Source organism: Myxococcus virescens, assembly GCF_900101905.1.
Classification (GTDB): Bacteria; Myxococcota; Myxococcia; order Myxococcales; family Myxococcaceae; genus Myxococcus; species Myxococcus virescens.
In genome coordinates, this window is record NZ_FNAJ01000003.1 from 611,590 (window position 1) to 634,030 (window position 22,441).

Below are 22,441 nucleotides of genomic sequence, written 5' to 3' on the forward strand. Positions count from 1 at the left end.
CCCTGACCCGCCCCGAGGCGGGCCTCAGCGCCGGGTAGACACCGCCGCATCATGGCCCAGCTCCGCCGCCAGCCGCTCGTCGGGGTCCGGCCGCTTGTCGCGCAGGGTGACGAACTCCTCGGCCGCGGTGGGGTGGATGCCCACGGTGGCATCGAGCTGCTTCTTGGTGACGCCACACTTCACCGCCACCGCCAGACCCTGGATGATTTCCGGCGCGTCCGCCCCCACCATGTGACAGCCGAGCACGCGGTTGGACTCGCGCTCCACGACCACCTTCATCATGGTGCGCTCGTTGCGCCCGCTCAGGGTGTGCTTCATGGGGCGGAAGCTGGTGACGTAGATGTCCAGCTTCCCATGGCGCTCCCGCGCCTCCTGCTCCGTCATCCCCACGGAGGCCACGGGCGGCTGGCTGAAGACAGCCGACGGTACGTTGGTGTGGTCCATCTGCGTCGGGTTGTCGTTGAAGAGCGTCTCCGCCAGGGCACGCCCTTCCGAGATGGCCACCGGCGTGAGGTTGATGCGGTCGGTGATGTCGCCCACCGCATAGATGCTCTCCACCGAGGTGCGGGACCACGCGTCCACCACCACCGCGCCGCGCGCGTCCAGCACCACACCCACTTCCTCCAGCCCCAGTCCCCCCGAGTTGGGAACGCGCCCGGTGGCGAACAGCACCGCGTCCGCCTCCACCGTCTCGCCCCCCCTCGTCAGCAGGCTCACCCCACCCTCGGCGCGCTTTTCGATGTCCCGGATGAAGGTGTCCGTCATCAGCTCGATGCCCTTCTTGCGCATCTCCTCCGTGAGGAAGGAGCGGACGTCGTCATCGAACCCGCCCAGCACGCTGGCGCCGCGAATCAACATCGTCACCTTGGAGCCCAGCCCGTGGAAGACGCCCGCCAGCTCCACGCCGATGTACCCGGCCCCGACGACGACCAGCCGCCGAGGCAGCTCGGGGAAGGACAGCGCCTCATCGGAGGTGATGGCGTGCTCGATGCCGGTGATGTCGGGCGGAAGGTAGGGCCGCGAGCCGGTGGCAATCAGGATGCGCTCGGCCGTGTACAGCTTTCCGGCCACCTCCACCGTGTGCGGGTCCACCACGCGCCCGCGCCCTTCCATCAGCGTCACGCCCGAGTCGCGCAACAGGCGCGCATACACGCCACGCAGCCGGTCCAACTCCTTGTCCTTGGCGGCCAGCAGCTTGCTCCAGGTGAACCGCGGCTCCTGGACCGTCCAGCCGTAGCCCTCCGCGTCCTGGAACTCCTCCCGGAAGTGCGCGCCGTACACCAGGAGCTTCTTGGGCACGCAGCCGCGGTGGACACACGTGCCGCCCACGTCGCGGTCCTCACACACCGCCACCCGGGCCCCGTGTGCCCCGGCCCTGCGGCTGGCCGCCACACCGCCAGAGCCGCCGCCAATGGTGAACAGGTCGAAGTCGTATCGGGCCATGCGCTTTGAATCTCCTCGGTGGCATTCGCGAATGAGCCAGAAGAGATAGCGCTCGGATGGGGCGTCGCGCACCGTCGACGTGCGCCTTCGCCGCGGAATCCGGGCCGCCCCGCTCTCCGCGTGTCAGGCGCCGGACAGGGCCAGGACGCTGTCCCGCAGGCGGCCCAGCAATAGGCGCGTCACTTCCAGCTCCGTCCGGCATCGCTCGAGCCGCTCGGGCATGTCCTCCAGCAGCCCGGAGTCCGCCTGCAATTCGATGTCGCGGGCCTGCGACTCCAGCGCGCTGGCACCGAACCAGGCCGCGTTCGACTTGAGCGTATGCGCCGCCCGGCCCAGGTCATCCGCGTGCCCACGCACCAGGGCCGAGTACGCGTCCTCCAGGAGCGCCGGCATGCTGTGCAGCGCGGTGTCGATGAGCTCGGGGAGAATCTGCGCCGCCTGCGCCCCCAGCTCCGCCCACAGCCGGGCGAGCGCGGCAGACTCCAGGCCCGGGATGCGCGCCGCGTCCGGCAGGCCTTCCATGACCGTTCGCAGTGGTGTCAGCGCGACCGCGCCGCTCGCGACCCGCCGCTCCGGTGCTACCTCTGAACGCCGGGGCTGGCAGCGCAGCAGCGCCGCCGTCAGCGCCTCCACGCGGATGGGCTTGCCCAGGAAGTCATCCATGCCCGCCGCGAAGCACTGCTCCCGGTCGGAGTCCATGGCGTTGGCCGTCATCGCGATGACCCAGGGCTGCGCCTTGGGCGGCAGTTCCTGGCGGATGCGGCGCGTGGCTTCCAGGCCATCCATCTCCGGCATCTGCAGGTCCATGAGGACCGCGTCGTAGCGCTTCTGGGACAACGCCTGTAGAGCCTGGCGGCCGTTCAGCGCCACGTCAGCGCGGTAGCCGAGCCGCTCCAGCACGAGCAGCGCCAGCTTCTGATTGGTGGCGTTGTCCTCCACCAGGAGGATGTCCAGCGGCACCGTGTCCCCCGGCCGCTCTCCCGGAAAGGGCCCCGCTTGCGAGGGCCGCGTCTGCCGGGGCTCCGGGAGCTGGGGAAGGTGCTGCGAGAAGCACGACACCAGCGCGTCGTAGAGCTGCGAGTCCTTCAGCGGACGCGACAAAACGGCCGCGAACAGGCCCTCGGGGGGATTGCCCCGCCGGCCCGGCGTCGACACCAGCACCAGGGGAAGGGCCCGCGTCTCCTCGCGCTGCCGGATGCGCTCGGCCAGCGCGGTGCCATCCAGCCCCGGCATGTGGTGGTCGATGAGCACCGCGTCGAATGAAGCCCCCGCCTCGAGTTGGGCGAGCGCCTCCATCCCCGACGCGGACTCCACGGGCACCAGGCCCCACGCCTGGAGCTGCCGGCCCAGCAACCTTCGAAACAGGGCGTTGTCATCCACGACGAGCACGCGCCGGCCCTGCAACAGCCCCTGCTCCTGGCGCGGCTGCACCGCGTAGGCCTGTGGCGCGGCCTGGGCGCGCAGGGTGAAGCGGAAGGTGGTGCCTTGTCCGGGCACGCCCTCACTCTCCACCCAGATGGTGCCGCCCATGGCCTCCACCAGCCGCTTGGAGATGGCCAACCCCAGCCCCGTGCCGCCAAAGCGCCGCGACACGGAGGCATCCAACTGGTTGAACGGCTGGAACAGCCCGGTGCGCCGGTCGTCGGGAATCCCCGGGCCGGTGTCCTGCACGCTGAAGGTCAGCTCCCAGTCCGCCGCGCCCTCCGCGCCGCCCAGGGCCAATCCCTCCACGCTCACCACCGCGCCGCCGTGCTCGGTAAACTTGAGCGCGTTGCCCACCAGGTTGAGCAGCACCTGGCGGAGGCGCGACGCATCGCCCACCAGCATCTGCGGCAGCTGCGGCGCGAGGTCACACCCCAGGTCCAGCCCCTTCTCGCTGGCGCGCACGGCCATCAGGTCCAGGACGGACTCCACGCACAGGCGCAGGTCGAAGGGCCGCAGCTCCGCCTCGAAGCGACCGGCCTCGATCTTGGAGAAGTCCAGCACGTCGTTGAGCAACGTCAGCAGCGCCTCGCTGCTCTGCCGGATGGTGGCGACGAAGTCGCGCTGCTCTTCCGTCAGCGCCCGGTCCAGGAGCAGGCCCGTCATGCCGATGATGGCGTTCATCGGCGTGCGGATTTCGTGGCTCATGGTGGCCAGGAACAGGCTCTTGGCCTGATTGGCCGCCTCCGCCGCCTTGCGTGCCCGTTCGAGGTCGGTGATGTCGTGGTAGATGGCGATGAAGCCGAGCTGCCGCCCGCCCACCGACACCGGCAGCGCCCGCAGCTCCACATCCACCACGCTGCCATCCTTGCGAACCCGCCGGGTGACGGAGCGCAGCCGCCCGCGCTGCACGACCTCGCGCGACGCCTGCTCCGCTTCCGGGAGGACGGTGGGCTCGGTGGCGACCAGTTCGAAGATGTGCTTGCCGAGCGCTTCCGCCGGCGAATACCCGAACAGGCGCGTGGCCTCGGGGTTCCACGACAGCACGCGGAACTGGCGGGTGATGGTGATGATGGCCACCGGGCTGTTGATGACCACCGCCTCGAAGAACTCCTTCTGCTGCCGGAGCGAGGCCTCCACCTCCAGGCGGGCCGTCATGTCATGGAGCTGCAAGACCCAGCCCCCGTCCCCTTCTCCGGACAGGGGCAGCGTCACCACCCGCAGGTAGTGCGCGGGGCCAGAGCCGCCTGGGCGATGCCCGGCCAGCTCCGTCTCGCGCAGGGCGGCATCGGCGGGAGCGCGGGGCTCGGGAGGACGCCAGCCGGGCAGGAGCAGCCCCACCGGCTGCCCCACGAGTCTGGCACGCGGCCCGAAGATGCGTTCCGCGGCGCGGTTGACCTCCACGATGCGCTGCCCAGCATCCAGCACGAGCACCCCATCCCGCGAGTGCTCGAAAATCGCTGCATGTGCGCTTGACGCCAGGTCAGCCACCCTTCCCCCTGCCGCGAGAATGAAGGCCCGCTCGGACCGCATCATGCCAGACGCGCGCGCGGACCAGGTCGGTGTTGCAACGAGCCGTCAGCGGCTGTTCCACCAGGCCTTGAACTCGTTCCAGGAAATCTTCCCGGTGCGGTCCGTGTCGACGATGTCGACGGCGATTTCCAGCTCCTCGTCGGAGATGTTCTGCCCCAGCGCCTCCAGCAGGCGCGCGAACTCCGCACGGTCGATGGTGCCGGTCCGGTCGCGGTCGTACCGCTGGAAGATGTCGAGCACCTCGTCGCCGGAGCTGGTGAACTCGTCCACCGCGGCGTGGACGGGCGCCAGGGGCTGGAGCCCCGCGGACGTCGTCTCCACCTGCTCGACGAAGGGCGCCCCTGTCACGGGCCGCTCACGCCGAGACTTGGAGGTCCGCCGCGTCGCCGCCTTGCGCGTGGTGGCCTTCTTCGCGGGGGTCTTCTTGGCCGCTGCCTTCTTCCCCGTCGTCTTCTTCGCGGGGGCCTTCTTCGCCGCCGCCTTCTTCGCCGTGGTCTTTTTCGCCGTCGTCTTCTTCGTGGTCGTCGTCTTCTTCGCGGTGGTCTTCTTCGCGCCGCGCGCCTTGCCAGCCGCCTTCTTCGGCGTGGCCTTCTTCGCCGTCGCGGTACGCCGGGATGACTTCTTCGCAACAGCCGTCTTGCGTGACTTCGTCGCCATGATGAACCCCTCCCTGGACGGCGCGCATCGTAGCGCTCCCTCGTTCGGGTCCAAGCATCGGCACGCGCCCCCACCCACCCATGAGGGGGTGCGGCCTCCGTCCCCTGGCGAACGCGGACCGCGGGGAGGGCCTGGAATCAAGCCCAAAACATGGTCCAAGATGACCCACCCAGCGCATTCAAAGCCCAGGCTACCCTGGAACCCCGGGAGGCAAACTGCTAGCAGGCCGTCCGCCAGCCTTCTTGACTGCTTGCCGCACCGTGTTGGTAGCAAGAAGGGCCCGCGAGATGTTCACATGCCGCCGTGCGCCGCGAACAGGGCCGCCCGCACGCTCGCTACTGCGCCGCCAATCCTGCCCGGCCCCCACTGGAACCCCGCGTCGGAATGAATGACTCGCTAGAGACCCTCCTGGCCGATGGCATCATCGAAGCCATCATCGGCCAGCTGAAGACGGGCAAGGAGGCCGAGGTATGGCTGGTCCAGCATGCCGGCCAGGTGGTCGCGGCCAAGCTGTACAAGGAGCGCCACGAGCGCAACTTCCGCAACAACGTGGGCTACCGGGAAGGCCGCGAGGTGCGCAACTCGCGCACGCGCCGCGCCATGGAGAAGGGCAGCCGCTTCGGCCAGAACGCCGCCGAGGACGCCTGGAAGAGCGCGGAGTCTGACTCGCTCTACAAGCTGCACGCCCAAGGTGTGCGCGTGCCCACGCCGGTGCTGTTCTACGAGGGCATCCTCCTCATGGAGGTGGTGCTGGACCCAGAGGGACACCCCGCCCCGCGCATGGTGGAAGCCCCGCCCACCACCCCCGAGGATGCGCACGCCCTCTACGTGGACCTGCGAGGGCAGGTCATCAACATGCTGTGCGCCGACCTCATCCACGGCGACCTGTCCCCGTACAACATCCTCATGAGCTATGCGGGGCCGGTCATCATCGACTTCCCGCAGACGGTGGCGGCTGCTCGCAACAACCGCGCGGAGTTCTATTTCCGGCGCGACCTGGACAACGTCCGCAACTTCCTCGCGAGCACCGCGCCCTGGCTGCATGGCGCCGCGGGCGACACGAGCGAAATCTGGAATGCCTACGTGCGCCGGGAGCTCACCCCGGACTTCGTGCCGTCGGGCAATTTCCGGGACGGGCCTCGCCATCACGGTCGCGGAGGGTCTCGGAACCAGGGGTTCCATCCCCAGGGTGACGAGCGCAGGGGCGGGTTCCGTCCGCCGCCGCCCACGCCGGTCGAGCAAGTCGCCGCCCCCCAGCGCGACATGACGCCCGAAGAGGCCGCCGAGGCCGAGCTTCGGGAGTTGGAGGCGCTGGTGCTCAGGCAGGGTGGCGGTGAGCGTGGCAAGCCCGCGGTGGCGGCACCTCCGCCTCGGGGCGGGCGCAACCGGGGTTTTGGAGGAGGCCGGCCCCCGCCGAGGGGCGGAGGCAACGGCGCACGGCCGCCGCAGACTGGGCAGCGGACGGGCAGCGGTGCGCCTGGGCGCCCAAGCGAGCCGCGTGCGAGTGGTGGCCCCCAGGGCGGCCCGCGCGTGAATGAGCCTCGTGGCTCGAATGGCGGTCCGCGCACGAACGAGCCTCGTGCGAACGGCAGGTTCCAGAACGGCCCCCGCCAGAATGACGCGCGTGCGAACGGCAGAGGCATGGGCGGCTCCCAGCCGAATGAGCCGCTCGCGAACAGCGCGCCCTCGAGTGGCCCCCGCCAGAACGAACAACGCAATGGCCGGCCTCCCCGCGCCAACTCGCGCGGTGGCAATCCAAACGTGCCCGGCAATGAGCAGCGTGCGTTCGACAACGGCCGTCCATCTCGGACCGAGCCTCGCGGCGACGCCTTCGCCTCACCGACGAACCCGAGGGGTCCTCGCGGTGGAGGGCCTCGCGCCGACCGGAACGAGCGGCGCGGCAATGGCAGGCCGGAGCCCGTCGTCGAGACTCGGTCCATGCCAGGCGCTCCCGCACAGAACACCGTCCGGGAATCCCGTCCGGGCAATGGCGGCAACGAGGGTGGCCCTCGACAGCCGCGCCAGTCCCAGGGCCGCGGAGGACCGCGTTCACCGCGGACTGGCGGGCCCCAGGTCTCCTACGTGGCCCGCCCGGCCTCATCGTCCGACCCAGGCTCGCACGAAGCGGGTTCCTGAGCCGTCATTCGGGGCTCCCGGAGCGAACTCCGGGGCCCGACTTCGATGACCTCGTGCACGACACCGGCGGGACCATGCCGGTGCCCGGACGAAGCGGCGTCACGGCTGCGCACGTCTGGCGATGGGGACTGCCTCACCCCACCCGGACGACCACCTTCCCGAAGTGCGCCCCACTCTTGAGGTGCTCGAAAGCAGCGCGCGCCTCGGAGAACTCGAAGACGCGGTCCACCACCGGGCGAACGGCGTGCAGCGCGAAGGCCCGGTTGAGCGCGTCGAAGCTCTGCCGGTGGCCCACGAAGATGCCCTGCACCCGCAGGTTCTGCATGAGGATGGGCGTCAGCGGCACCGTCCCCGCGCCACCGCTGAGCACGCCAATCACAGACACCGTGCCGCCGGGCCGGACCGCGCGCAGCGACTTCTCGAAGGTTCCCGCTCCACCCACTTCCACCACGTGGTCCACGCCCACGCCGCCCGTCAGCGCGCGCGCAGCCTTGTCCCAGTCCGGCGTCGTCCCGTAGTTGATGCCTTCATGCGCGCCGAGCGTCCGGGCTCGCGCCAGCTTGGCGTCACTGCTGGAGGTGATGATGATTCGCGCGCCCAGCAGCTTCGCAATCTGCAACGCGAAGATGGACACGCCACCGGTGCCCTGAAGCAAGACGGTGTCACCCGCCTTGAGCGCCCCATGGGTGACCAGCGCGCTCCACGCCGTCACGGCCGCGCACGGCAGCGTCGCAGCCTCTTCATCGGTGAGATGGGCGGGCGTGGGCACCGCGCCGTCCTCGTGCAGCAGCATCGTGTCCGCGAGGGCACCGTCCAACGGTCCCCCCAGCGTGCTCACCTGCGCCGCCCGCGTGGGCTCTCCGGCGCTCCAGGCCTGGGAAAAGAGGCTCATCACCCGGTCACCGGGCTTCACCCGCGTCACACCCGGGCCTACCGCATCCACGACGCCCGCCGCGTCCGAGTTGGGAATGAGTGGCAGCTTCTGCCGGGGGTTGTAACGCCCCTCCACCATCATCAAGTCACGGGAGTTGAGGCTCGTGGCCTTCACGCGCACCCGCACCTGCATGGGGCCGGGCGTCGGGTCCGGCCGCTCGACCTGCACCAGCTTGTCCAACCCGAACCCTGCTTGGATTTCATAGGCTTTCATGAGTGAGGCGTTGTATCGCGCCCCTCCCAATCACGCCTACAGTGCGGGGCCACCGTGTCCGTGCTCGTCCTCTTCGCCTGTTCGCTGCTGGCCACAGCCCCCACGGCGCGTTTTCCCAAAGGCACCGCGCGCATGGACGTGGGACCCGCGCCGCATGACCTGCCGGACTGGAATGTCCAGCGCTGCGCGGAATGCCACGCCGTCCAGGTGGACGCCTGGCGACACAGCGGGCACGCCACGGCCCGCACGGATGACGTCTTCCAGGTCGCGTTGACCGAGGACCGGCCCGGCTGGTGTGTGCAATGTCACGCGCCGCTCGCCCGGAACCTGGAGCGGGGCCCGCTCCCCAAGGACAGCCCTCCCGAGGAGCGCGGTGTCACCTGCGCCGGCTGCCATGCCCCCACGGGCAACGAAGGCCAGACGCCCGGAATGCCCTGCGCGGGCTGTCATCAGTTCGGCTTCCCCGTGCTGACGAGCGCGGGCCAGCGGGTGCGGCTTTCCTCCACGCAGCTTCAACAGGACACAGTGGGAGAGTGGCGCCGCTGGCAGACCCAGAGCGGTGACACGCGCCATTGCACGACCTGCCACATGCCCCAGGGAGACCACGGCTTCGGAGGCACGCGGCGCACCGAGTCCCTCAAGGCCGCGCTCCGGGTGGAACAGGCGGGCGCGTCACTCCGCGTCTCCACACACGAGGTGGGCCATGCCTTTCCCTCGGGTGACGTCATGCGCTGGGTGAGCGTGGAAGTCTCCGAGGGCCCCCTCTTCGAAACCTCCCGCACCGTGGCCACGTTCGGCCGCAGCCTGGAGGTCCGGGAATGGCCCCACGAGCCCCTGCCCCACCTGGGCGCGGTGGAGGACACGCGCTTGCTGCCTGGAGAGACACGCCAGGTGCCGCTCCCCAAGGGGGCCCGGTACGCGCGCGTCGTCTACCACCTCGTGTCCCGCGAGCAGGAAGACTCGGGGCTCTACCCGCCGGGCCTGTCCCAGCTCGTGCTCTGGGCCGAGCCCCTTCAACCTTTTCCGCTGTCACACAGCCCGAAGGAACGCACGCCATGATTCTCCTGTCGCTCCTCCTCGCCGCGACACCGCCCGTCATGCTCGAACCCAATGCGGGCTCGGCGAACCGGCTGCATCCCCGCCGTGTGACGGCCTCCTCCTTCCTGGAGAACGGCTGGAACAAGCACGCCCAGAACTATCTGCCGCTCTACATCGCGGATGACGACCCGGCCACCGCCTGGGTGGAAGGCGCCAAGGGCCGCGGCGAGGGCGAGGCCATTGAATGGTGGGGACCGGAGCTGTCGCGCGCGAAGACCTACCGCCTGTTCCTTCGCAATGGCTTCCAGAAGTCCGAAAAGCTCTTCCGCGCCAACGCCCGGCCTCGCAAGGTGAAGCTGGAGCCGCTGGTCCAGGGAGAGACGGGCCCCCAGGCGACGGGCACCGCGCTGGAGATGGAGCTGAAGGACGTCCTCGGCTGGCAGGAAGTCCGCCTGCCCGTTCCGAACAAGGTCCACGGCGTGCGGCTCACGCTCGTCTCCACCTATCCCGGGACGTCCTACGACGACACCTGCCTCAGTGACTTCCGCGTGTACGTGGAGGGGGAAGACCCCTACAAGCCGGAGGCCGAGGCCGCGGCCTTCGAGCAGGTCCGCGCCTTCGCGCTCGAGCGGAAGCAGGCCGCTGCCCGCGGCGGAAGCGCCGCCAAGATGGAGTGGGCGCCCCGCTACGAGGTGGAGACGCTGCTCACGCTGGAGCGCTCATACGAGGAGGGTGAGCCTCCGCGGGGAAATACCTACGCCGTCGGACTGCTCTCCACGGTTCCGGTGAAGGACAGCTACAAGTCGGCGCTGGACCGCGCGAAGAAGGTGGCCGAGCTCTTCGACCGCGCGAGCCTCGACTACGAGGGCCAGGACTCCGAGGCGCGCGCGAAGTGGACACGCGTCAAGCCGGCGCAGCTCAAGGCCCAGACGGCCTCGGCGCGCACGGCCCTGTCCGCCATGGAGAGCGACGGCATCGTGCGCGTCGCGGGGCTGCTCCACCTGGGAGACGCGTCCTTCTTCGAGGCGGATGCCAGCCAGGCGCAGATGCTGGCGAGCATCGAGAAGCTGGACAAGAAGGAGGCCCAACAGACCAAGGCCTGCATCAGCAAGTGTGAGAAGCGCCGCGCGGGGACCCGCGAGGACAGCTACGACTGCTCCTGCGTGGGCGAGTGCATGGGCTGCGGCGACCCCAGCCTCCCCGCGGCAGAGAAGCTCAAACACCAGCTCACCGGCGGCGACTTCCTCCTGGGCTCACTTGCCCGCCCCACGGCGTTCCTGCGTGGCAAGTCCGAGCTCTCCGGGAGCCGTGAGTCCTGGTACGCCTTCCGTCAGACGCTCGTCACCTACGCGGGCGAGAAAGCCGATGTCGTTCTTACGAACGACCAGACAGACATGATGATGGAGGGCACCGTCTCCCTGCGCATCCATGTCATCGACTGGGGCGAGACGAACGGCAAGGCGAGCCCGACCGCCATCACCAGCTTCCTCGTCTCCGAGACCCGGGTCCAGGTGCTGCGCTACCGCCCGGCGCCTCGGGCCTGAGCCGCCTCAGCGTATCAACGTACACGGCGGACCCGGCAACCCTGTCCGGCTCCGCCGTGTGCGCTTCAGCCCCCGTGCTCAGGGCTGCTTCTGGAGCTGCACCGTCAGCGACGTCATGCCGCCGGAGGCTCCGAACGTGACGGTGCCCGCGGCGAAGTGCTGCTCGGTGAAGCGCGTGCCCAGGACTTCGGTGATGGTGTCGTCGGACGCCAGGTCCTCGTCCCAGAGGCGGAAGGCCCACTGCTCCGCCATCAACTGGCTCGCTCGCGCCGTACACCCGCCCGTGGTCCACGCTGGCGTGTAGCTCTGCACCACGTCCGAGATGAACACGGACGTGCCTCCCGGGCAGGCCATCTCGACGAACACGTCCGGCGGTGAGCTGTCGGCGTCCCACGCCGAGCCATTGTTGGTGGTGGCAATCTGGGCGGAGACGGGCTGGACGCGCCAGACACCCTCCGGGTCCACGCCGCAGGTCTGGTCCGCCTTGCACACCTGCGCGGTGCCACACGCCCGACACGTGGCCCCTGCCTTGCCGCACGCGGAGGTCGACGTCCCCGTCTGACAGACATTGTTGAAGCAGCAGCCCGCGCAGTTCGAGGCATCACACTGCACCTTCTGCGGCGTGCCATCAGGATTGTTGTCATCGCCACCACAGCCAACGAAGGTGGACAGGGCCAGCGCCGCGACCATCGCAATCCGGAACATGTTCTCTCGCTTGGAAATCGAGTGAATGTGCAGCTCGACGCGAAAGATGTTCCGGAGCGGGCGGCGTGTATCTACCCCCTGGGTGGTAGGCGAGCCACGGCCTGCCGGGGCGTGAGGATGGCGAAAGACAGGCCCGTACGGTCCGCCATGGACAACACCCGCTTGTCCTTGCTCACCAGCCACGCCGCTCCGGCTCGCGCGGCCAGGCTCAAGAACTTCTGGTCGTCCCGGTCCCGGCAGCGGGGCAATGACGGCGTGGGCACGGACTCGGCGGACGGCGCCATGTGGACCTGGGCCCGGTAGCGCTCGAACGCAGCGGTCCGATGGGGCGCCCCCAGGCCGGGTTGAAAGTTGCGCGAGGCCAGCACGTAGCCCAGCTCCGCCAGCGTGTCCGCGTCCGTCCAGGCCGTCAGCGTCCCCGCCGCCAGGGCCTCGGCCAGCGGGCGTGTGTAGGGGTCATCGAACACGAAAAGGTCCAGGACCACGTTGGTATCCAGGACCACCGGCAGCGGTGTGAAGGGCATCAGGTGTTCCAATCCGGCCATCATGCCCTCCTGGCGGGCGGGAATCACGGTGCCTGCCCCGTGAGGCCCTTTCCCACGAGGCCTCGCGACGTGGTACCCCCAAGCCGTGAGCGACACCTTCGACAATCTGGGCCTCTCGCGGGAGACGCTGGGCGCCCTGCGCCGCGCGCGTTTCACGCAGCCCACGCCCATCCAGCAGCAGGCCATCCCTCCAGCGCTCGCCGGGAGGGATGTCATCGGCTGCGCGGCCACCGGAACGGGCAAGACGGCCGCGTATGTCCTCCCCCTGGTGGAACGGCTCGCGGGGAAGAAGGGCACGCTCGCGCTGGTGCTGGCCCCCACGCGTGAGCTGGTCCAGCAAATCGCGGAGCCGGTGCGCTTCTTCGCGGAGCCCCGCCGCCTCACGCACGCCACCGTCATTGGCGGTGAGGACATGGGCGCGCAGGTCAATACCCTGAAGACGCTGCCTTCCTTCGTCATCGCCACGCCCGGACGGCTGGTGGACCTGATGGAGAACACCGCCATCCGCTTCCCGCACCTGGAAGCGCTCGTGCTGGATGAAGCGGACCGGATGCTCGACATGGGCTTCCTGCCGCAGCTCGAACGCATCGTCGCCCACCTGCCTCGCCGCCGGCAGACGCTGCTGTTCTCCGCGACGCTCGGGCCCGACGTCACCCGCTTCGCCAAGAGCCGGCTGTACAAGCCCGTGCGCCTGGAGGTCACCCGCAGCGGCACGCCCGCCGAGCGCGCCGAGCAACGGCTGTACTTCCTCCGGCCCGAGGAGAAGACGCCGCTGCTGCTCACCCTGCTGGCCCAGGACTCGGCGACGGCGCTGGTGTTCACCCGAGCGAAGGAGCGCGTGGACAAGGTCCAGCGGGCGCTCCAGCGCGCGGGACACCGGACCGCGGTGCTGCACGCGGACCGCACGCAGAACCAGCGCAAGCAGGCCATGGAGGGCTTCCGGAACGGCACCTACCGCTGCCTCGTGGCCACCGACATCGCGGCGCGCGGGCTCGACGTGGAGGACGTGGGCCACGTCATCAACTACGACCTGCCCCATGCACCCGAGGACTACGTGCACCGCATCGGCCGCACGGCTCGGGCCGCCGCCAGCGGTGTCGCCTCGACCTTCGCCACCACGCGCGAGGGGCAGGTCATCACGCGCATCGAGCACCTGATGCGCTCGGAGATTCCCCGCGTCCAGGTGCCGCGCGAGGACCCCGTCTTCAAGGAGGCCTGGGAGGCCTTCCTCGCCGCGCAGAAGGACCCGGGCCCTCCGCAGAAGGACCACGGGCAGTCGAAGCGCGCGCCAGACCAGACACCGGGGCGGCACGCGCGCTCGCACGGCAAGCGCCGCTCGTAGGCGCGGAGCGGCCCTGCGTCAGGCCGGCGTGCCCGGCGCCTCGCGCGCGAGGGCCTCGCGGAAGAAGGCGCTGCCCTGCGCGAGCTTCGCCATATAGGGCCGCACGTCCTCGCGCGCCTCGCGGGAGAGCGCGGCGAACGGGATGACGTGCTCGTCCGGCACGTAGCGGAACGTCAGGTTGATGCGGCGGGTGCGGAAGTCCGGCAGCTCCGGGGCCAGCGTCTTGCCCGTGCGCGTGTCCACCCGCTGCACGCGGTGGAACGTCTGGTCCTTCCAGCGCGCGCCGCCGAAGAGCTGGAGCGAGCCGTCATCCAGCCACTGCTCCAGCACCACCGCGTCACGTTCGCCTGGGCGGGAGGACGTGACGAACTGGATGAGGGCACGCTCACCGAAGGACAGCGAGGCCACGGGGCCCGGCTCGAAGTCCTTGTGCTCGCCCACTCGGGCGGTGTCCACCCAGCGCCCGTCCTCCAACCGGCTCCCGTAGAAGTTCACCAGGCAGGTGTTGAGGTGCCAGCGGGGAGGCATGTCCGGTCCGCGGTACATCCGCCGCGCCAGCTCCTCGATTTTCGTCACCTGGCGCTGGAGCACCGCCGGAAAGGGCTCGGCCTGGACGCACCGGTTCAGGATGCCCTTGGGCGGGTGGTAGTAGTCGAGACACGCGAACTGCCAGTTGCCGAGCCAGTACACCGGCCGCAGCAGCCGCCGCTGGGACTGCCCCGGTGGCGGGGGGAAGTGCTTGGAGTAGCGCTCTTCCCACAGCGGGTGGAGCGTCGCGAGCCAGCTCAGGGTCTCCGCGCGGTCGGCGGCGGACATGAAGCTCGCGTTGTAGTGGTGGCCGGGGGAGCGCTGACGGGCCTTGTGGGCCAGCGAGCGGCCCTTGTGCGGTGAAAACGCCATGGACGGCCCGTGCCTACCACACTCCGGAACGAACGAGCCCCGTGTCACCCCATGGGAGACACGGGGCCCAAGCCTGCATGGCCGGTGGAGGACAGGTCAGCGGCCGTGAGTGATGCCCGCGGCGCCCTCGCCCTTCTCGCGCGTCGGTACGACGGTGGGCTCCATGGCCGGAGCCGGGCTGGACGCAGCGGTCTGCTCCGCCGGAGCCACCTTGGCGGAAGCGGGCTGCGCCACCGCGGTCTCCGTGGTGGCAGGCGTCGTCGCCGCGGCCCCTTCCGCCGCGGCGGGGACCACCGTCGACGCCACGTTGACGGCGTTCGCGGGATTCACCGTCGAAGCCACATTGATGGATGTCCCTCCAGCAGGCTTCACCGCAGCCACGTCCAGAGCCCCACCGGCCGCGGGCTTCACCACAGCCGCATCCACGGAGTTCCCCACAGCCGACGTCACCACCGGAGCCGACTCCGCCACGGGAGCGGAGGACAACACAGTCGATGCCGCCTCGACGGAGGCCGCGCCCACCGCGGGAACGACGGTGGCCGCCTCCCGCGCCACGGCGCCCTCGGTCCGAACACACCCATTCTCCGCCTTCGCCACGGGAGCGGCGGCAACCATCGCCGGCGCCACCACGTTCGGCGGCAGGCGCCGGGTGGGCAGCACGAGCGGCGGCGGCACCGGGCAGTGCGTGCAGGGCCCGCGCAGGGGCACGGACAGCCGGTTCCCCGCGCGCAGGAAGTTGTTCTTCATCCGGTTGGCCTTCTTGATCATCGCCACCGACGACCCGTACCTGAGCGCGATGCCGCCCAGCGTGTCACCGTTCCGGATGCGGTGCGTCGTCACGTTGTGCTCCGGCTGGAGCGCCAGGAACGGCTGCACCCGGCGGCCCAGCTCCTGGGCACGCGGGTTGTGGAAGCGGATGTGGAAGTGGTCGCGGTGGCCGCGGGCATGCCGGACGATGCCCGTGGGGCCGTCATTGAAAATCGAGTCCAACCACGCCTTGTCCTCGCCCGCGCGCACGGCGTGGTCGTAGATGACCTTCCGCACGCGACGGTCGACGAGAATCATCTGCACGTCCGTCTTCACGAGCACCGAGCGGATGAACTCCCAGTTCATGCGCACGTCGATGACGTGCTCGCGCGCGCGGGTCCGGATGGGGTCCACCGTCGGGTAGTAGAAGCCCACGTCCACGTCACGGCCGTTCTGGTGGCTCTTGTGAGGGCGCATGTAGCCGCCCTCCTTGTGGCTCATCCCATTGACCCGCAGCGGAGGCGCGTTCGGGAAGCGGGCGCGCACGTCGCGGATGGCGTCGGCCAGGTAGTTGACGGTCTCCTCGGTGGCCCAGGCGCCCGCGGGCGTGACGACGATCCAGTCCTCCCCCTGGGGGAACTGCTTGGCGTTCACCAGCCGGCCGCTGTGCGCGAAGCCCACGGCCATGGAGCCCAGCGAGGCAATCTCGTCCTTCCACCGCCGCGCCAGCTCCTCATCGGAGATGTCAGCCGTGTAGAGCGGCCCTGTCGAAGCGGCGCCCGCGGCCACGGCGTCCGGCGTCTCCTTCTCGCCGTCGTCGCCCTCGCCCTCGGCCAGCTCCTCCTCCTCGGACTCCAGGTCCTCCGCGCTCAACGCACAGTCATCCGCGGTGGACGTGGGCGCGGAAGCAGCCTCCGCCACCGGGGCCACCGGCTCGGTGGCGGAAGCGGACGCCAGCGGAGGAGCCTCGGGTAGCGGCTCGGCGGCGGCCCCAGGGACGGAGTCCTGGGCACGCACGGCGGCGGCCGGCGCAGTGCCAGCGTGGGGTGAGATACGCGCGGCACAGCCGGCGCAAACGAGGAGGAGCCAGATTGGGTAACGCACCGGGCCGGAGGATGGCCCGGAATCCCGCTGGGCACAAAGCACCGTCCGGGAATTCTGGCCGCCCCCGGCGCTGGAAAGCGCTCCGAGAGCGGCCCTCTCGTACCTTCAGAGCGGACAGGCCCCCTGCCCGCCTGCCCACCAACAAGGCGCTACGGCGTGGGTTCGGCGTGTGCGACGTCCAGGGCGAGCTCAATCATCTCGTCGAACGTCGTCTGCCGCTCCTGCGGCGTGAGCTTCTCCCCGGTGATGATGTGGTCCGACACCGTGAGCAACCCCAGCGCGCGGGCGCCCGACTCCGCGGCCACGCCGTAGAGGCCGGCGACCTCCATCTCGACGGCCAGGACCCCCATCCGCGCCAGGGTGGCGTTGAGCTGCTCCTGCGGGTGGTAGAAGAGGTCGGAGGTGAAGACGGGGCCGGCGCGCACAGGCTTGTTGCGCCGCTCCGCCGCCTCCACGGCCCTGCGCGCGAGCGTGAAGTCCGCCACCGCGGCGAAGTCATGCCCCATCAGCCGCATCCGATTCACGTTGGAGTCCGTGCCGGCCCCCGTCGCGACGATGACCTCCCGGACCTTCACGTCGGTGCTCAGCGCGCCGCAGCTGCCCACGCGGATGAGCACGCGCACCCCATACGTCTTGATGAGCTCGGTGGCGTAGATGGAGATGGAGGGAACACCCATGCCGTGCCCCATCACCGACACGCGCCGGCCCCGGAAGGTCCCGGTGAAGCCGAGCATGTTGCGCACGGAGGTGACCTCGCGGGCACCTTCCAGGAAGCGGTCGGAGATGTAACGAGCGCGGAGCGGGTCGCCGGGCATGAGGACCACGTCAGCGAAGTCACCCGGGGCAGCGGAGATATGAGGAGTCGCCATGGGCGCACCATATACCGCGCTCAGGGCCCGGCCGCCCAGGCCACGTGGAAGTGGGCGTCCAGCGTGGCGCCGGGGAAGTTCGCCGGCAGCGGCGGGAAGGGCGCCGCCTTCTTCACGGCCGACAGCGCGGCGGCATCCCACGTCTTCGAACCAGACTCCGTGGACACGTCGGCGGAGAGGAGCTTGCCGTCCCGGCCAATCACGGCCCGGACCACCGTCTTCTTCCCCAGACCGGGAGTGCCCTTGGCCCCGGGTTGCCGCCACTTCCCCGCGACGCGCGAGTAGACCTTCTGCTGGTAGTCAGCGCTGGTCAGGTCCTGCTGGAAGAAGGCCTGGAGTTGCGGACTGCCCGCGGCGGCCAGGGCCATGGGCGCCAGGGCCAGGACGAGCACGGCGGCGAGCGCCAGGCGACCATTTCGGAACAGGGTTTCCAAGAGCGTTCCCTCGTCAAGAAAAGGCCAATGGTAGTCAGCCAGCGTGCGCCCTCCAACGGGCCGGAGCCGGGCCCGGATGCGCGCGCCGCCGGGGATGAACACCCCATGCCCAGCACGAGGCTTCGTTGCCAGGAAGGGAGCTCGCGGCCATGTCTATCCATCCAGCGGGTGCGTCCACCGCCGCGCCGCTTCCGCCCTTGTCACCAGGAGCCCCGCTGATCGGACATCTCCGTGCCCTGAGAAAGGACCCGCTCCACTTCCTGCAAGCCCAGGTGCGGGAATACGGCGACGTGGTGCGCCTCCCCATGGGGCCCACCGACCTCGTCCTGGTGGCGCACCCGGATGGCGTGCGCCACGTCCTTCAAGACCATGCGCGCAACTACAGCAAACAGTCTCGCGGATTCAGGGTGCTTCAAGAACTGCTGGGCCACGGCCTGCTCACCAGCGAGGGTGGCCATTGGCTGCGGCAGCGCCGGCTCGCGCAACCCGCTTTCCATCGCCAACGGGTCGCGGGCTTCGCGAGGACCATGGTGGACGCGGCAGCGGACCTCGCCGCCACGCTGGAGGCCCGCGCCGACACGGGCGCCGCGTTCAATGTGGCCGAGGACTTCACCCGCCTGACGCTTCGCATCGCCAGCACGACGCTGTTCGGCGCCGACGTCAGCAGCGCCGCGCATGACATCGCGACGGCGATGAGCCGGCTGCAAGTGTTCGTCTACAAGCGGCTCACACAACCCGTGCCGCTTTCCTTGCGCCTTCCGCTTCCCGCCCATCGGCAGTTCGAGCGAGACGTCGGCAGCCTCAACCGCGTGGTGCACGGCATCATCGCGAAGCGACGACGCGAGAGCGGCGAGCACCACGACCTGCTGCAGATGATGATGGAGGCACACGACGATGACACGGGCGAGCGGATGAGCGACACGCAGCTCCGCGACGAGGTCCTGACCCTGCTGATCGCCGGCCATGAAACGACGGCGAGCGCGCTGGCATGGACCCTCATGCTGTTGTCCCAGCACCCGGGCGTACGCAGGGACATGGAGTCGGAGCTGGCGCGTGAGCTGGGTGGCCGCAACCCCACGTACGAGGACCTGCCCCAGTTGGAACTCACCCACCGCGTGGTGGACGAATCCTTGCGGCTCTATCCACCGGCATGGGCCCTCTCTCGAATCGCCACCGAGGAGGACCTCGTGGGCGGATTCCGGATTCCCAAAGGCGCCCATCTGTTGATCGCCCCCTGGGTGACGCATCGGCACCCGAGCATCTGGGACAATCCCGAAGGCTTCGACCCGGATCGCTTCCTTCCCGAACGGGAGCAGGCGCGTCCACGCTTCGCCTGGTTCCCTTTCGGCGGTGGGCCACGTCAGTGCATCGGCAACCAGTTCGCGCTGATGGAGTTGGTCTTGGTGCTGGCCACCCTGCTCCAACGCGTCCGGCTGAACCTCACGCCGGGCCAGGTCATCCACCCCACGCCCGCCATCACCCTGCGCCCCAGGCCCGGCGTCTGGGTCACGGCCTCGCGGCCCTGAGGACTCTGGGTTGCCGCAGTCGCGGTAGGAGCCCAGATAGGGCGGCACGGAAATCACCGTAATCCCCGCGCCCCAGGAGGCGGGGGCACGCCCGGATTGGTGGAGCCCAAGCTGCGCGGCCGTTGAGGTATAGCGGCCGCATGACGTCCTCTCCTCCCACGCCCCCGGGCGCGGTCGCCTTCGTGGACCGCTGGCGCGAGTTGTTCGACGCGTGTGACTGGTCCGGCCTGCGGGCGCACGAACATCCCGACTTTCCCGAGTCCGGCCCTCCCCGCCAGAACGACAGCTTCATCCGCGGACTCGGCAAGAGCGGCTTCCGAGTCACGAGCGCGACGCTGAAGCCCTTCGTGCAGCCCCGGTGGTCCGTCTTCCGCACGCAGCGCCTGCACCCACAACCGACCTACTGGTGTGACCTGGTGTTGAAGGACGCGAAGGGCCACGAGACCGAGGCCTTCATCGCCCTGGCTCCGTGGGAGGGGACCGAGGGTGCCTTCCGCGCCTCGTACTACGTCGCGATTCCCCCGAAGAAGAAGGTCGCCCCGTTGGACTTGGGCAAGGAGCGCCAGCGCGTCGCGAAGTTCCTCGCCAAGGCGGTGAAGGACTTCGCCCGGGTCCAGGACGCACGGCCGCTCCAGCGACTGGAGCTCCAGTACTCCACCGACAACGGGACGCTGAACGTGTGCTTCGACCTCGACCCGGCGGCCGAGCCGGGGCGTGGCGACGCGATGACTCATTTCGGCTTCGCGGAGCTCCTCGTCCCGCGCTGGGCCGACGTGAAGGAGCACAGGCCGTCCCTGGTGGGCCTCGATGGCGCGAAGCTCGCGGCCCGCGAGGATGGGACCTGGGGCACGCCCGAGGCGCACGCGAAACTCGAGGAGCACTTGGGGAAGATGCTCGTCGCGACGCTGCTCGAGATGCGGGACAGAGGCCAGTTCGAGGCCCTGCGTGCCTCGGCCACCGCGGAGTTGGGGGTCGAGGAGTACGAAGGCCACTTCGGCTGGCCCGACTACGAGGAGCGCGGGCTCGAGAACAGGATTGCGTCGTCCCCGTAGCGCCGCGCGTGGAGGCACGGCTCGGAGGCCCCCGCCCCCTGGGCGATGGAGGGGGCTCCACGCCGCCGGTCCGTGGCCTGGAGCGCCCCGGCTACCGCGAAGCGGGGGGCGATGACGCGGCCCCACAGCCACTGCGGCATCGCAGCGCGCGGGTCGGGCGCGGAGGCCGCAGGCGCCGCGCACGCCTCAGCGCGTGCCGGTCGCCGCGTGGCCGCCCACACCCCAGAAGAACAGGTCGACCTTGCCCTTCCCCGCATCGTGGCGCGCCATGTACTTGAGGTCGGCATCGAGCTGGACGGCGAAATAGCGCTCGCCGGGTTGCGCAAACCAGGGGCGGATCTCCGTCAGCCGGCCCGTCGTCCCGCCCCAGCTATAGGTGCCGTTGGCGCGGATGGTCAGGCTGTTCATGGCGGCGCCTTGCGCATAGTTGCGATAGATGCGGCTGCCGTCGGTGCTGTACCAGATGCCGCCGGGCACCCACAGATTCCAGCGCCCCACCATGCCGGCCGGGACCTTGCCCTGCGGCTGGACGACCTCCGGATTGTCCATCGCCCGGGGAGCGACCTGCTGGGTGGTGGTGGGGCTGGACCCGAGGCCCGGCTGGGACTGGCCGGGCCCGCCCTTGCCCGGCGCGGGCGGCGTCGGGGCGGGCGATTGCGCCTGCGGCGGTTGCGACCATTGCTCGGTCTTTGTCGGCTGCGACCACTGCCCCGTCTGCGCGATCGCCGGCGCGCAGGCCAAGACGACAAACGACACTGCCAGCACCGACCTTCCAGACATGTTCGACCTCATCCGTCCCATCGCGTGTCAAGCATTGTGGCAAGGCAAGGCCATGGGTTCGCCGGGCGCGTCGTGAGCCGCGCCTTTGACGTCCCCGCTTGCGGGCCATGGCCGCAAAATCCTGAAGTTCGACAACCTGAAATGGCGCAACTTTCACTCTCGCAGGCGAGGTGAGAAAAATCAGCGGGTAATGCGCGCCTCCGTCCAGAGGGGGTGGGACCCCTTCGGCACGTGAACGGACACACCGCTGCCGTGCGCGGACCGGGAGAGCGCGGCGCCGAAGTTGCCGCCCCCCAACGTTGTCGTCCTGTCGGGGGCTGCCGTGCGCGGACCGGGAGAGCGCGGCGCCGAAGGCTGGGGGCTGAGGGCTGAGGGCTGAGGGCTGAGGGCTGAGGCCCGCACCACGCAGGCGCTGCACAAGGGCCTCGAGGAGCCGCAACGTCCCGAGCACCAGCCCGTCGCCCCCCCCACCGCGCTCGGCGGCGCTTCGTCCTCAGCGCCGTCAACCGGGCCGCCGCCTCAAACTGCTCCTGCCCCCCAGGAGGCTTCCCTCCCTGGTCATCAGAAGCAACGCGTTGCGCCGACAGCCCTCGCCCCCCCGAATACAAGACAGGCAGGCGCGGCGTGCCACGCGTCGTTCGAGTTGCATCCCCCCGCTCTGTCCGAGACATTGCCTGCGGAGTAGGGATGATGCTCGGCTACCAGACGAATCCACAGTGGCGAGACATGTCTGACTTCGTGGTTCACTTCACGAAGCCGGGACCGCCCTATCTCGACGCCTACCAGAACATGATGAGCATCCTCGGCGCCCGGACGCTCATCCCCGGCGCCGAGGGCTTCGGCATCGCCCGTCGAGAGCCCGCCGTCGCCGAGCGCCACCGCTCCGTGTGCTTCAGCGAGATTCCCCTGGACCAGCTCGCCCGGCTCGTCCAGCGCCGCAGCCTGTATGGCATTGGCTTCAGCAAGAGCTACATCCTCTCCCAGGGCGGCGGCCCCGTCTGGTACGTCCAGTACGCCTCCCCCGCGCACCTCGCCCTGAAGCATCAGGTGGAGCGCGCGCTCGCGGCGCCTTCGCCCCAGCAAGAGCCCATCTGGTCCATGACGCCCTTCGTGGACATCCAAGGCGACCACCACAACGCGCCCTACAGCTACCGCTTCGACTGGGAGCGCGAGTGGCGCGTGCCGGGCTTGCTCCGCTTCACCGAGTACGACGTCGCCGCCCTCTTCCTGCCCGAGGAGCTCCACGACACCGCCCGCGAGTTCTTCACCTGGGCCGTGCGCGAGAAGGCGGGCCCCGGCTACTTCTGCCCCTGCCTGGACCCGCTGTGGAAGTCGGACCAGATCGCCGAGGCGCTCGCGAAGCACGCCTCTGATTCCGTGCGCCTCAAGGCCGGATAGCCCCCGGGAAGCGAGCGGGCCCAGGGAGGTTGTCCACTGGACACCGCGTGTCTCGTCCTGGCCCCGCTGGGCGCCCTCCCTCCGGCGGCGTCCACGAGCCGACAACGGCCGGCACCGCG

General features: G+C 69.9%; 18 protein-coding genes. 7 read left to right on the forward strand and 11 right to left on the reverse strand.

The genetic code is table 11. The annotated features are described in order from the left end of the window. Nucleotides 1-24: 24 nt before the first annotated feature. From gor to BLU09_RS12850, 3 genes are all read right to left on the reverse strand, one after another. Nucleotides 25-1,443 carry a glutathione-disulfide reductase gene (gene gor / locus BLU09_RS12840; RefSeq protein ID WP_090489683.1) on the reverse strand — a complete coding sequence of 473 codons (1,419 nt, stop codon included), beginning with the start codon at nucleotides 1,441-1,443 and terminating at the stop codon, nucleotides 25-27. 123 nt (nucleotides 1,444-1,566) lie between these two features. Beyond that, on the reverse strand, nucleotides 1,567-4,401 hold the full coding sequence (locus BLU09_RS12845) for a response regulator (RefSeq protein WP_090489685.1): 2,835 nt from the start codon (nucleotides 4,399-4,401) through the stop codon (nucleotides 1,567-1,569). A gap of 42 nt (nucleotides 4,402-4,443) precedes the next feature. Further along, entirely contained in the window at nucleotides 4,444-5,133 is a 690-nt protein-coding gene (locus BLU09_RS12850) for an EF-hand domain-containing protein (protein ID WP_090489686.1), read from the reverse strand. A gap of 306 nt (nucleotides 5,134-5,439) precedes the next feature. Here BLU09_RS12850 and BLU09_RS12855 point away from each other — a divergent pair, with 306 nt between their 5' ends. After that, nucleotides 5,440-7,191, forward strand: a complete 1,752-nt coding sequence (locus tag BLU09_RS12855; protein ID WP_090489688.1) for an RIO1 family regulatory kinase/ATPase domain-containing protein — start codon at nucleotides 5,440-5,442, stop codon at nucleotides 7,189-7,191. Between the two features lie 133 nt (nucleotides 7,192-7,324). Here BLU09_RS12855 and BLU09_RS12860 read toward each other — a convergent pair whose 3' ends face one another. Beyond that, a complete protein-coding gene (locus BLU09_RS12860; protein ID WP_090489690.1) occupies nucleotides 7,325-8,338 on the reverse strand; it encodes a zinc-dependent alcohol dehydrogenase family protein in 1,014 nt (337 codons plus the stop codon). A gap of 54 nt (nucleotides 8,339-8,392) precedes the next feature. On the opposite strand from BLU09_RS12860, the gene BLU09_RS12865 reads away from it, so the two are divergent. Both BLU09_RS12865 and BLU09_RS12870 read left to right on the forward strand, forming a co-directional pair. Beyond that, nucleotides 8,393-9,397, forward strand: a complete 1,005-nt coding sequence (locus tag BLU09_RS12865) for a multiheme c-type cytochrome (protein WP_090489691.1) — start codon at nucleotides 8,393-8,395, stop codon at nucleotides 9,395-9,397. Continuing rightward, nucleotides 9,394-10,920 (forward strand): NADase-type glycan-binding domain-containing protein, encoded by a 1,527-nt coding sequence (locus BLU09_RS12870; protein WP_090489693.1) that lies wholly within the window; start codon nucleotides 9,394-9,396, stop codon nucleotides 10,918-10,920. The genes BLU09_RS12865 and BLU09_RS12870 overlap by 4 nt, the downstream gene beginning before the upstream one ends. Nucleotides 10,921-10,998: 78 nt before the next feature. Here BLU09_RS12870 and BLU09_RS12875 read toward each other — a convergent pair whose 3' ends face one another. Continuing rightward, the gene (locus BLU09_RS12875; RefSeq protein WP_090489695.1) at nucleotides 10,999-11,625 is read right to left on the reverse strand and encodes a hypothetical protein; all 627 of its coding nucleotides are present in this window, start codon (nucleotides 11,623-11,625) and stop codon (nucleotides 10,999-11,001) included. 71 nt (nucleotides 11,626-11,696) lie between these two features. Beyond that, nucleotides 11,697-12,173, reverse strand: a complete 477-nt coding sequence (locus BLU09_RS12880) for a putative toxin-antitoxin system toxin component, PIN family (RefSeq protein WP_244171666.1) — start codon at nucleotides 12,171-12,173, stop codon at nucleotides 11,697-11,699. 82 nt (nucleotides 12,174-12,255) lie between these two features. Between BLU09_RS12880 and BLU09_RS12885 the strand changes: the two genes are divergently transcribed. Then, the gene (locus BLU09_RS12885) at nucleotides 12,256-13,512 is read left to right on the forward strand and encodes a DEAD/DEAH box helicase (RefSeq protein WP_090489697.1); all 1,257 of its coding nucleotides are present in this window, start codon (nucleotides 12,256-12,258) and stop codon (nucleotides 13,510-13,512) included. Nucleotides 13,513-13,530: 18 nt separating this feature from the next. On the opposite strand, the gene BLU09_RS12890 is transcribed toward BLU09_RS12885, so the two are convergent. From BLU09_RS12890 to BLU09_RS12905, 4 genes are all read right to left on the reverse strand, one after another. Beyond that, on the reverse strand, nucleotides 13,531-14,412 hold the full coding sequence (locus BLU09_RS12890) for an alpha-ketoglutarate-dependent dioxygenase AlkB (protein ID WP_090489699.1): 882 nt from the start codon (nucleotides 14,410-14,412) through the stop codon (nucleotides 13,531-13,533). Nucleotides 14,413-14,508: 96 nt separating this feature from the next. Beyond that, the gene (locus tag BLU09_RS12895) at nucleotides 14,509-16,176 is read right to left on the reverse strand and encodes a penicillin-insensitive murein endopeptidase (protein ID WP_244171667.1); all 1,668 of its coding nucleotides are present in this window, start codon (nucleotides 16,174-16,176) and stop codon (nucleotides 14,509-14,511) included. A 236-nt stretch (nucleotides 16,177-16,412) separates the two neighbouring features. Further along, the gene (deoD, locus tag BLU09_RS12900; protein ID WP_090489703.1) at nucleotides 16,413-17,132 is read right to left on the reverse strand and encodes a purine-nucleoside phosphorylase; all 720 of its coding nucleotides are present in this window, start codon (nucleotides 17,130-17,132) and stop codon (nucleotides 16,413-16,415) included. Between the two features lie 20 nt (nucleotides 17,133-17,152). Beyond that, the gene (locus BLU09_RS12905; RefSeq protein WP_244171668.1) at nucleotides 17,153-17,566 is read right to left on the reverse strand and encodes an energy transducer TonB; all 414 of its coding nucleotides are present in this window, start codon (nucleotides 17,564-17,566) and stop codon (nucleotides 17,153-17,155) included. Between the two features lie 149 nt (nucleotides 17,567-17,715). On the opposite strand from BLU09_RS12905, the gene BLU09_RS12910 reads away from it, so the two are divergent. Together BLU09_RS12910 and BLU09_RS12915 are read left to right on the forward strand one after the other, a co-directional pair. Beyond that, entirely contained in the window at nucleotides 17,716-19,092 is a 1,377-nt protein-coding gene (locus BLU09_RS12910; RefSeq protein ID WP_090489707.1) for a cytochrome P450, read from the forward strand. Nucleotides 19,093-19,232: 140 nt separating this feature from the next. Further along, nucleotides 19,233-20,144, forward strand: a complete 912-nt coding sequence (locus BLU09_RS12915; protein WP_090489711.1) for a hypothetical protein — start codon at nucleotides 19,233-19,235, stop codon at nucleotides 20,142-20,144. Between the two features lie 186 nt (nucleotides 20,145-20,330). On the opposite strand, the gene BLU09_RS12920 is transcribed toward BLU09_RS12915, so the two are convergent. Beyond that, nucleotides 20,331-20,924, reverse strand: a complete 594-nt coding sequence (locus BLU09_RS12920; protein WP_244171669.1) for a hypothetical protein — start codon at nucleotides 20,922-20,924, stop codon at nucleotides 20,331-20,333. Between the two features lie 726 nt (nucleotides 20,925-21,650). Between BLU09_RS12920 and BLU09_RS12925 the strand changes: the two genes are divergently transcribed. Beyond that, nucleotides 21,651-22,322 carry an abortive infection system antitoxin AbiGi family protein gene (locus BLU09_RS12925; protein WP_228558405.1) on the forward strand — a complete coding sequence of 224 codons (672 nt, stop codon included), beginning with the start codon at nucleotides 21,651-21,653 and terminating at the stop codon, nucleotides 22,320-22,322. The last annotated feature ends 119 nt before the right edge of the window (nucleotides 22,323-22,441 follow it).

What these genes read in the sequence shown, in the direction of transcription:
- BLU09_RS12915 (WP_090489711.1), top strand. Translation starts at nt 19,233, where the DNA reads ATGACGTCCTCTCCTCCCACGCCCCCGGGCGCGGTCGCCTTCGTGGAC.
- BLU09_RS12870 (WP_090489693.1), top strand. Translation starts at nt 9,394, where the DNA reads ATGATTCTCCTGTCGCTCCTCCTCGCCGCGACACCGCCCGTCATGCTC.
- BLU09_RS12925 (WP_228558405.1), top strand. Translation starts at nt 21,651, where the DNA reads ATGTCTGACTTCGTGGTTCACTTCACGAAGCCGGGACCGCCCTATCTC.
- BLU09_RS12845 (WP_090489685.1), bottom strand. Translation starts at nt 4,401, where the DNA reads ATGATGCGGTCCGAGCGGGCCTTCATTCTCGCGGCAGGGGGAAGGGTG.
- gor (WP_090489683.1), bottom strand. Translation starts at nt 1,443, where the DNA reads ATGGCCCGATACGACTTCGACCTGTTCACCATTGGCGGCGGCTCTGGC.
- BLU09_RS12910 (WP_090489707.1), top strand. Translation starts at nt 17,716, where the DNA reads ATGTCTATCCATCCAGCGGGTGCGTCCACCGCCGCGCCGCTTCCGCCC.
- BLU09_RS12875 (WP_090489695.1), bottom strand. Translation starts at nt 11,625, where the DNA reads ATGTTCCGGATTGCGATGGTCGCGGCGCTGGCCCTGTCCACCTTCGTT.
- deoD (WP_090489703.1), bottom strand. Translation starts at nt 17,132, where the DNA reads ATGGCGACTCCTCATATCTCCGCTGCCCCGGGTGACTTCGCTGACGTG.
- BLU09_RS12855 (WP_090489688.1), top strand. Translation starts at nt 5,440, where the DNA reads ATGAATGACTCGCTAGAGACCCTCCTGGCCGATGGCATCATCGAAGCC.
- BLU09_RS12890 (WP_090489699.1), bottom strand. Translation starts at nt 14,412, where the DNA reads ATGGCGTTTTCACCGCACAAGGGCCGCTCGCTGGCCCACAAGGCCCGT.
- BLU09_RS12860 (WP_090489690.1), bottom strand. Translation starts at nt 8,338, where the DNA reads ATGAAAGCCTATGAAATCCAAGCAGGGTTCGGGTTGGACAAGCTGGTG.
- BLU09_RS12880 (WP_244171666.1), bottom strand. Translation starts at nt 12,173, where the DNA reads ATGATGGCCGGATTGGAACACCTGATGCCCTTCACACCGCTGCCGGTG.
- BLU09_RS12920 (WP_244171669.1), bottom strand. Translation starts at nt 20,924, where the DNA reads ATGTCTGGAAGGTCGGTGCTGGCAGTGTCGTTTGTCGTCTTGGCCTGC.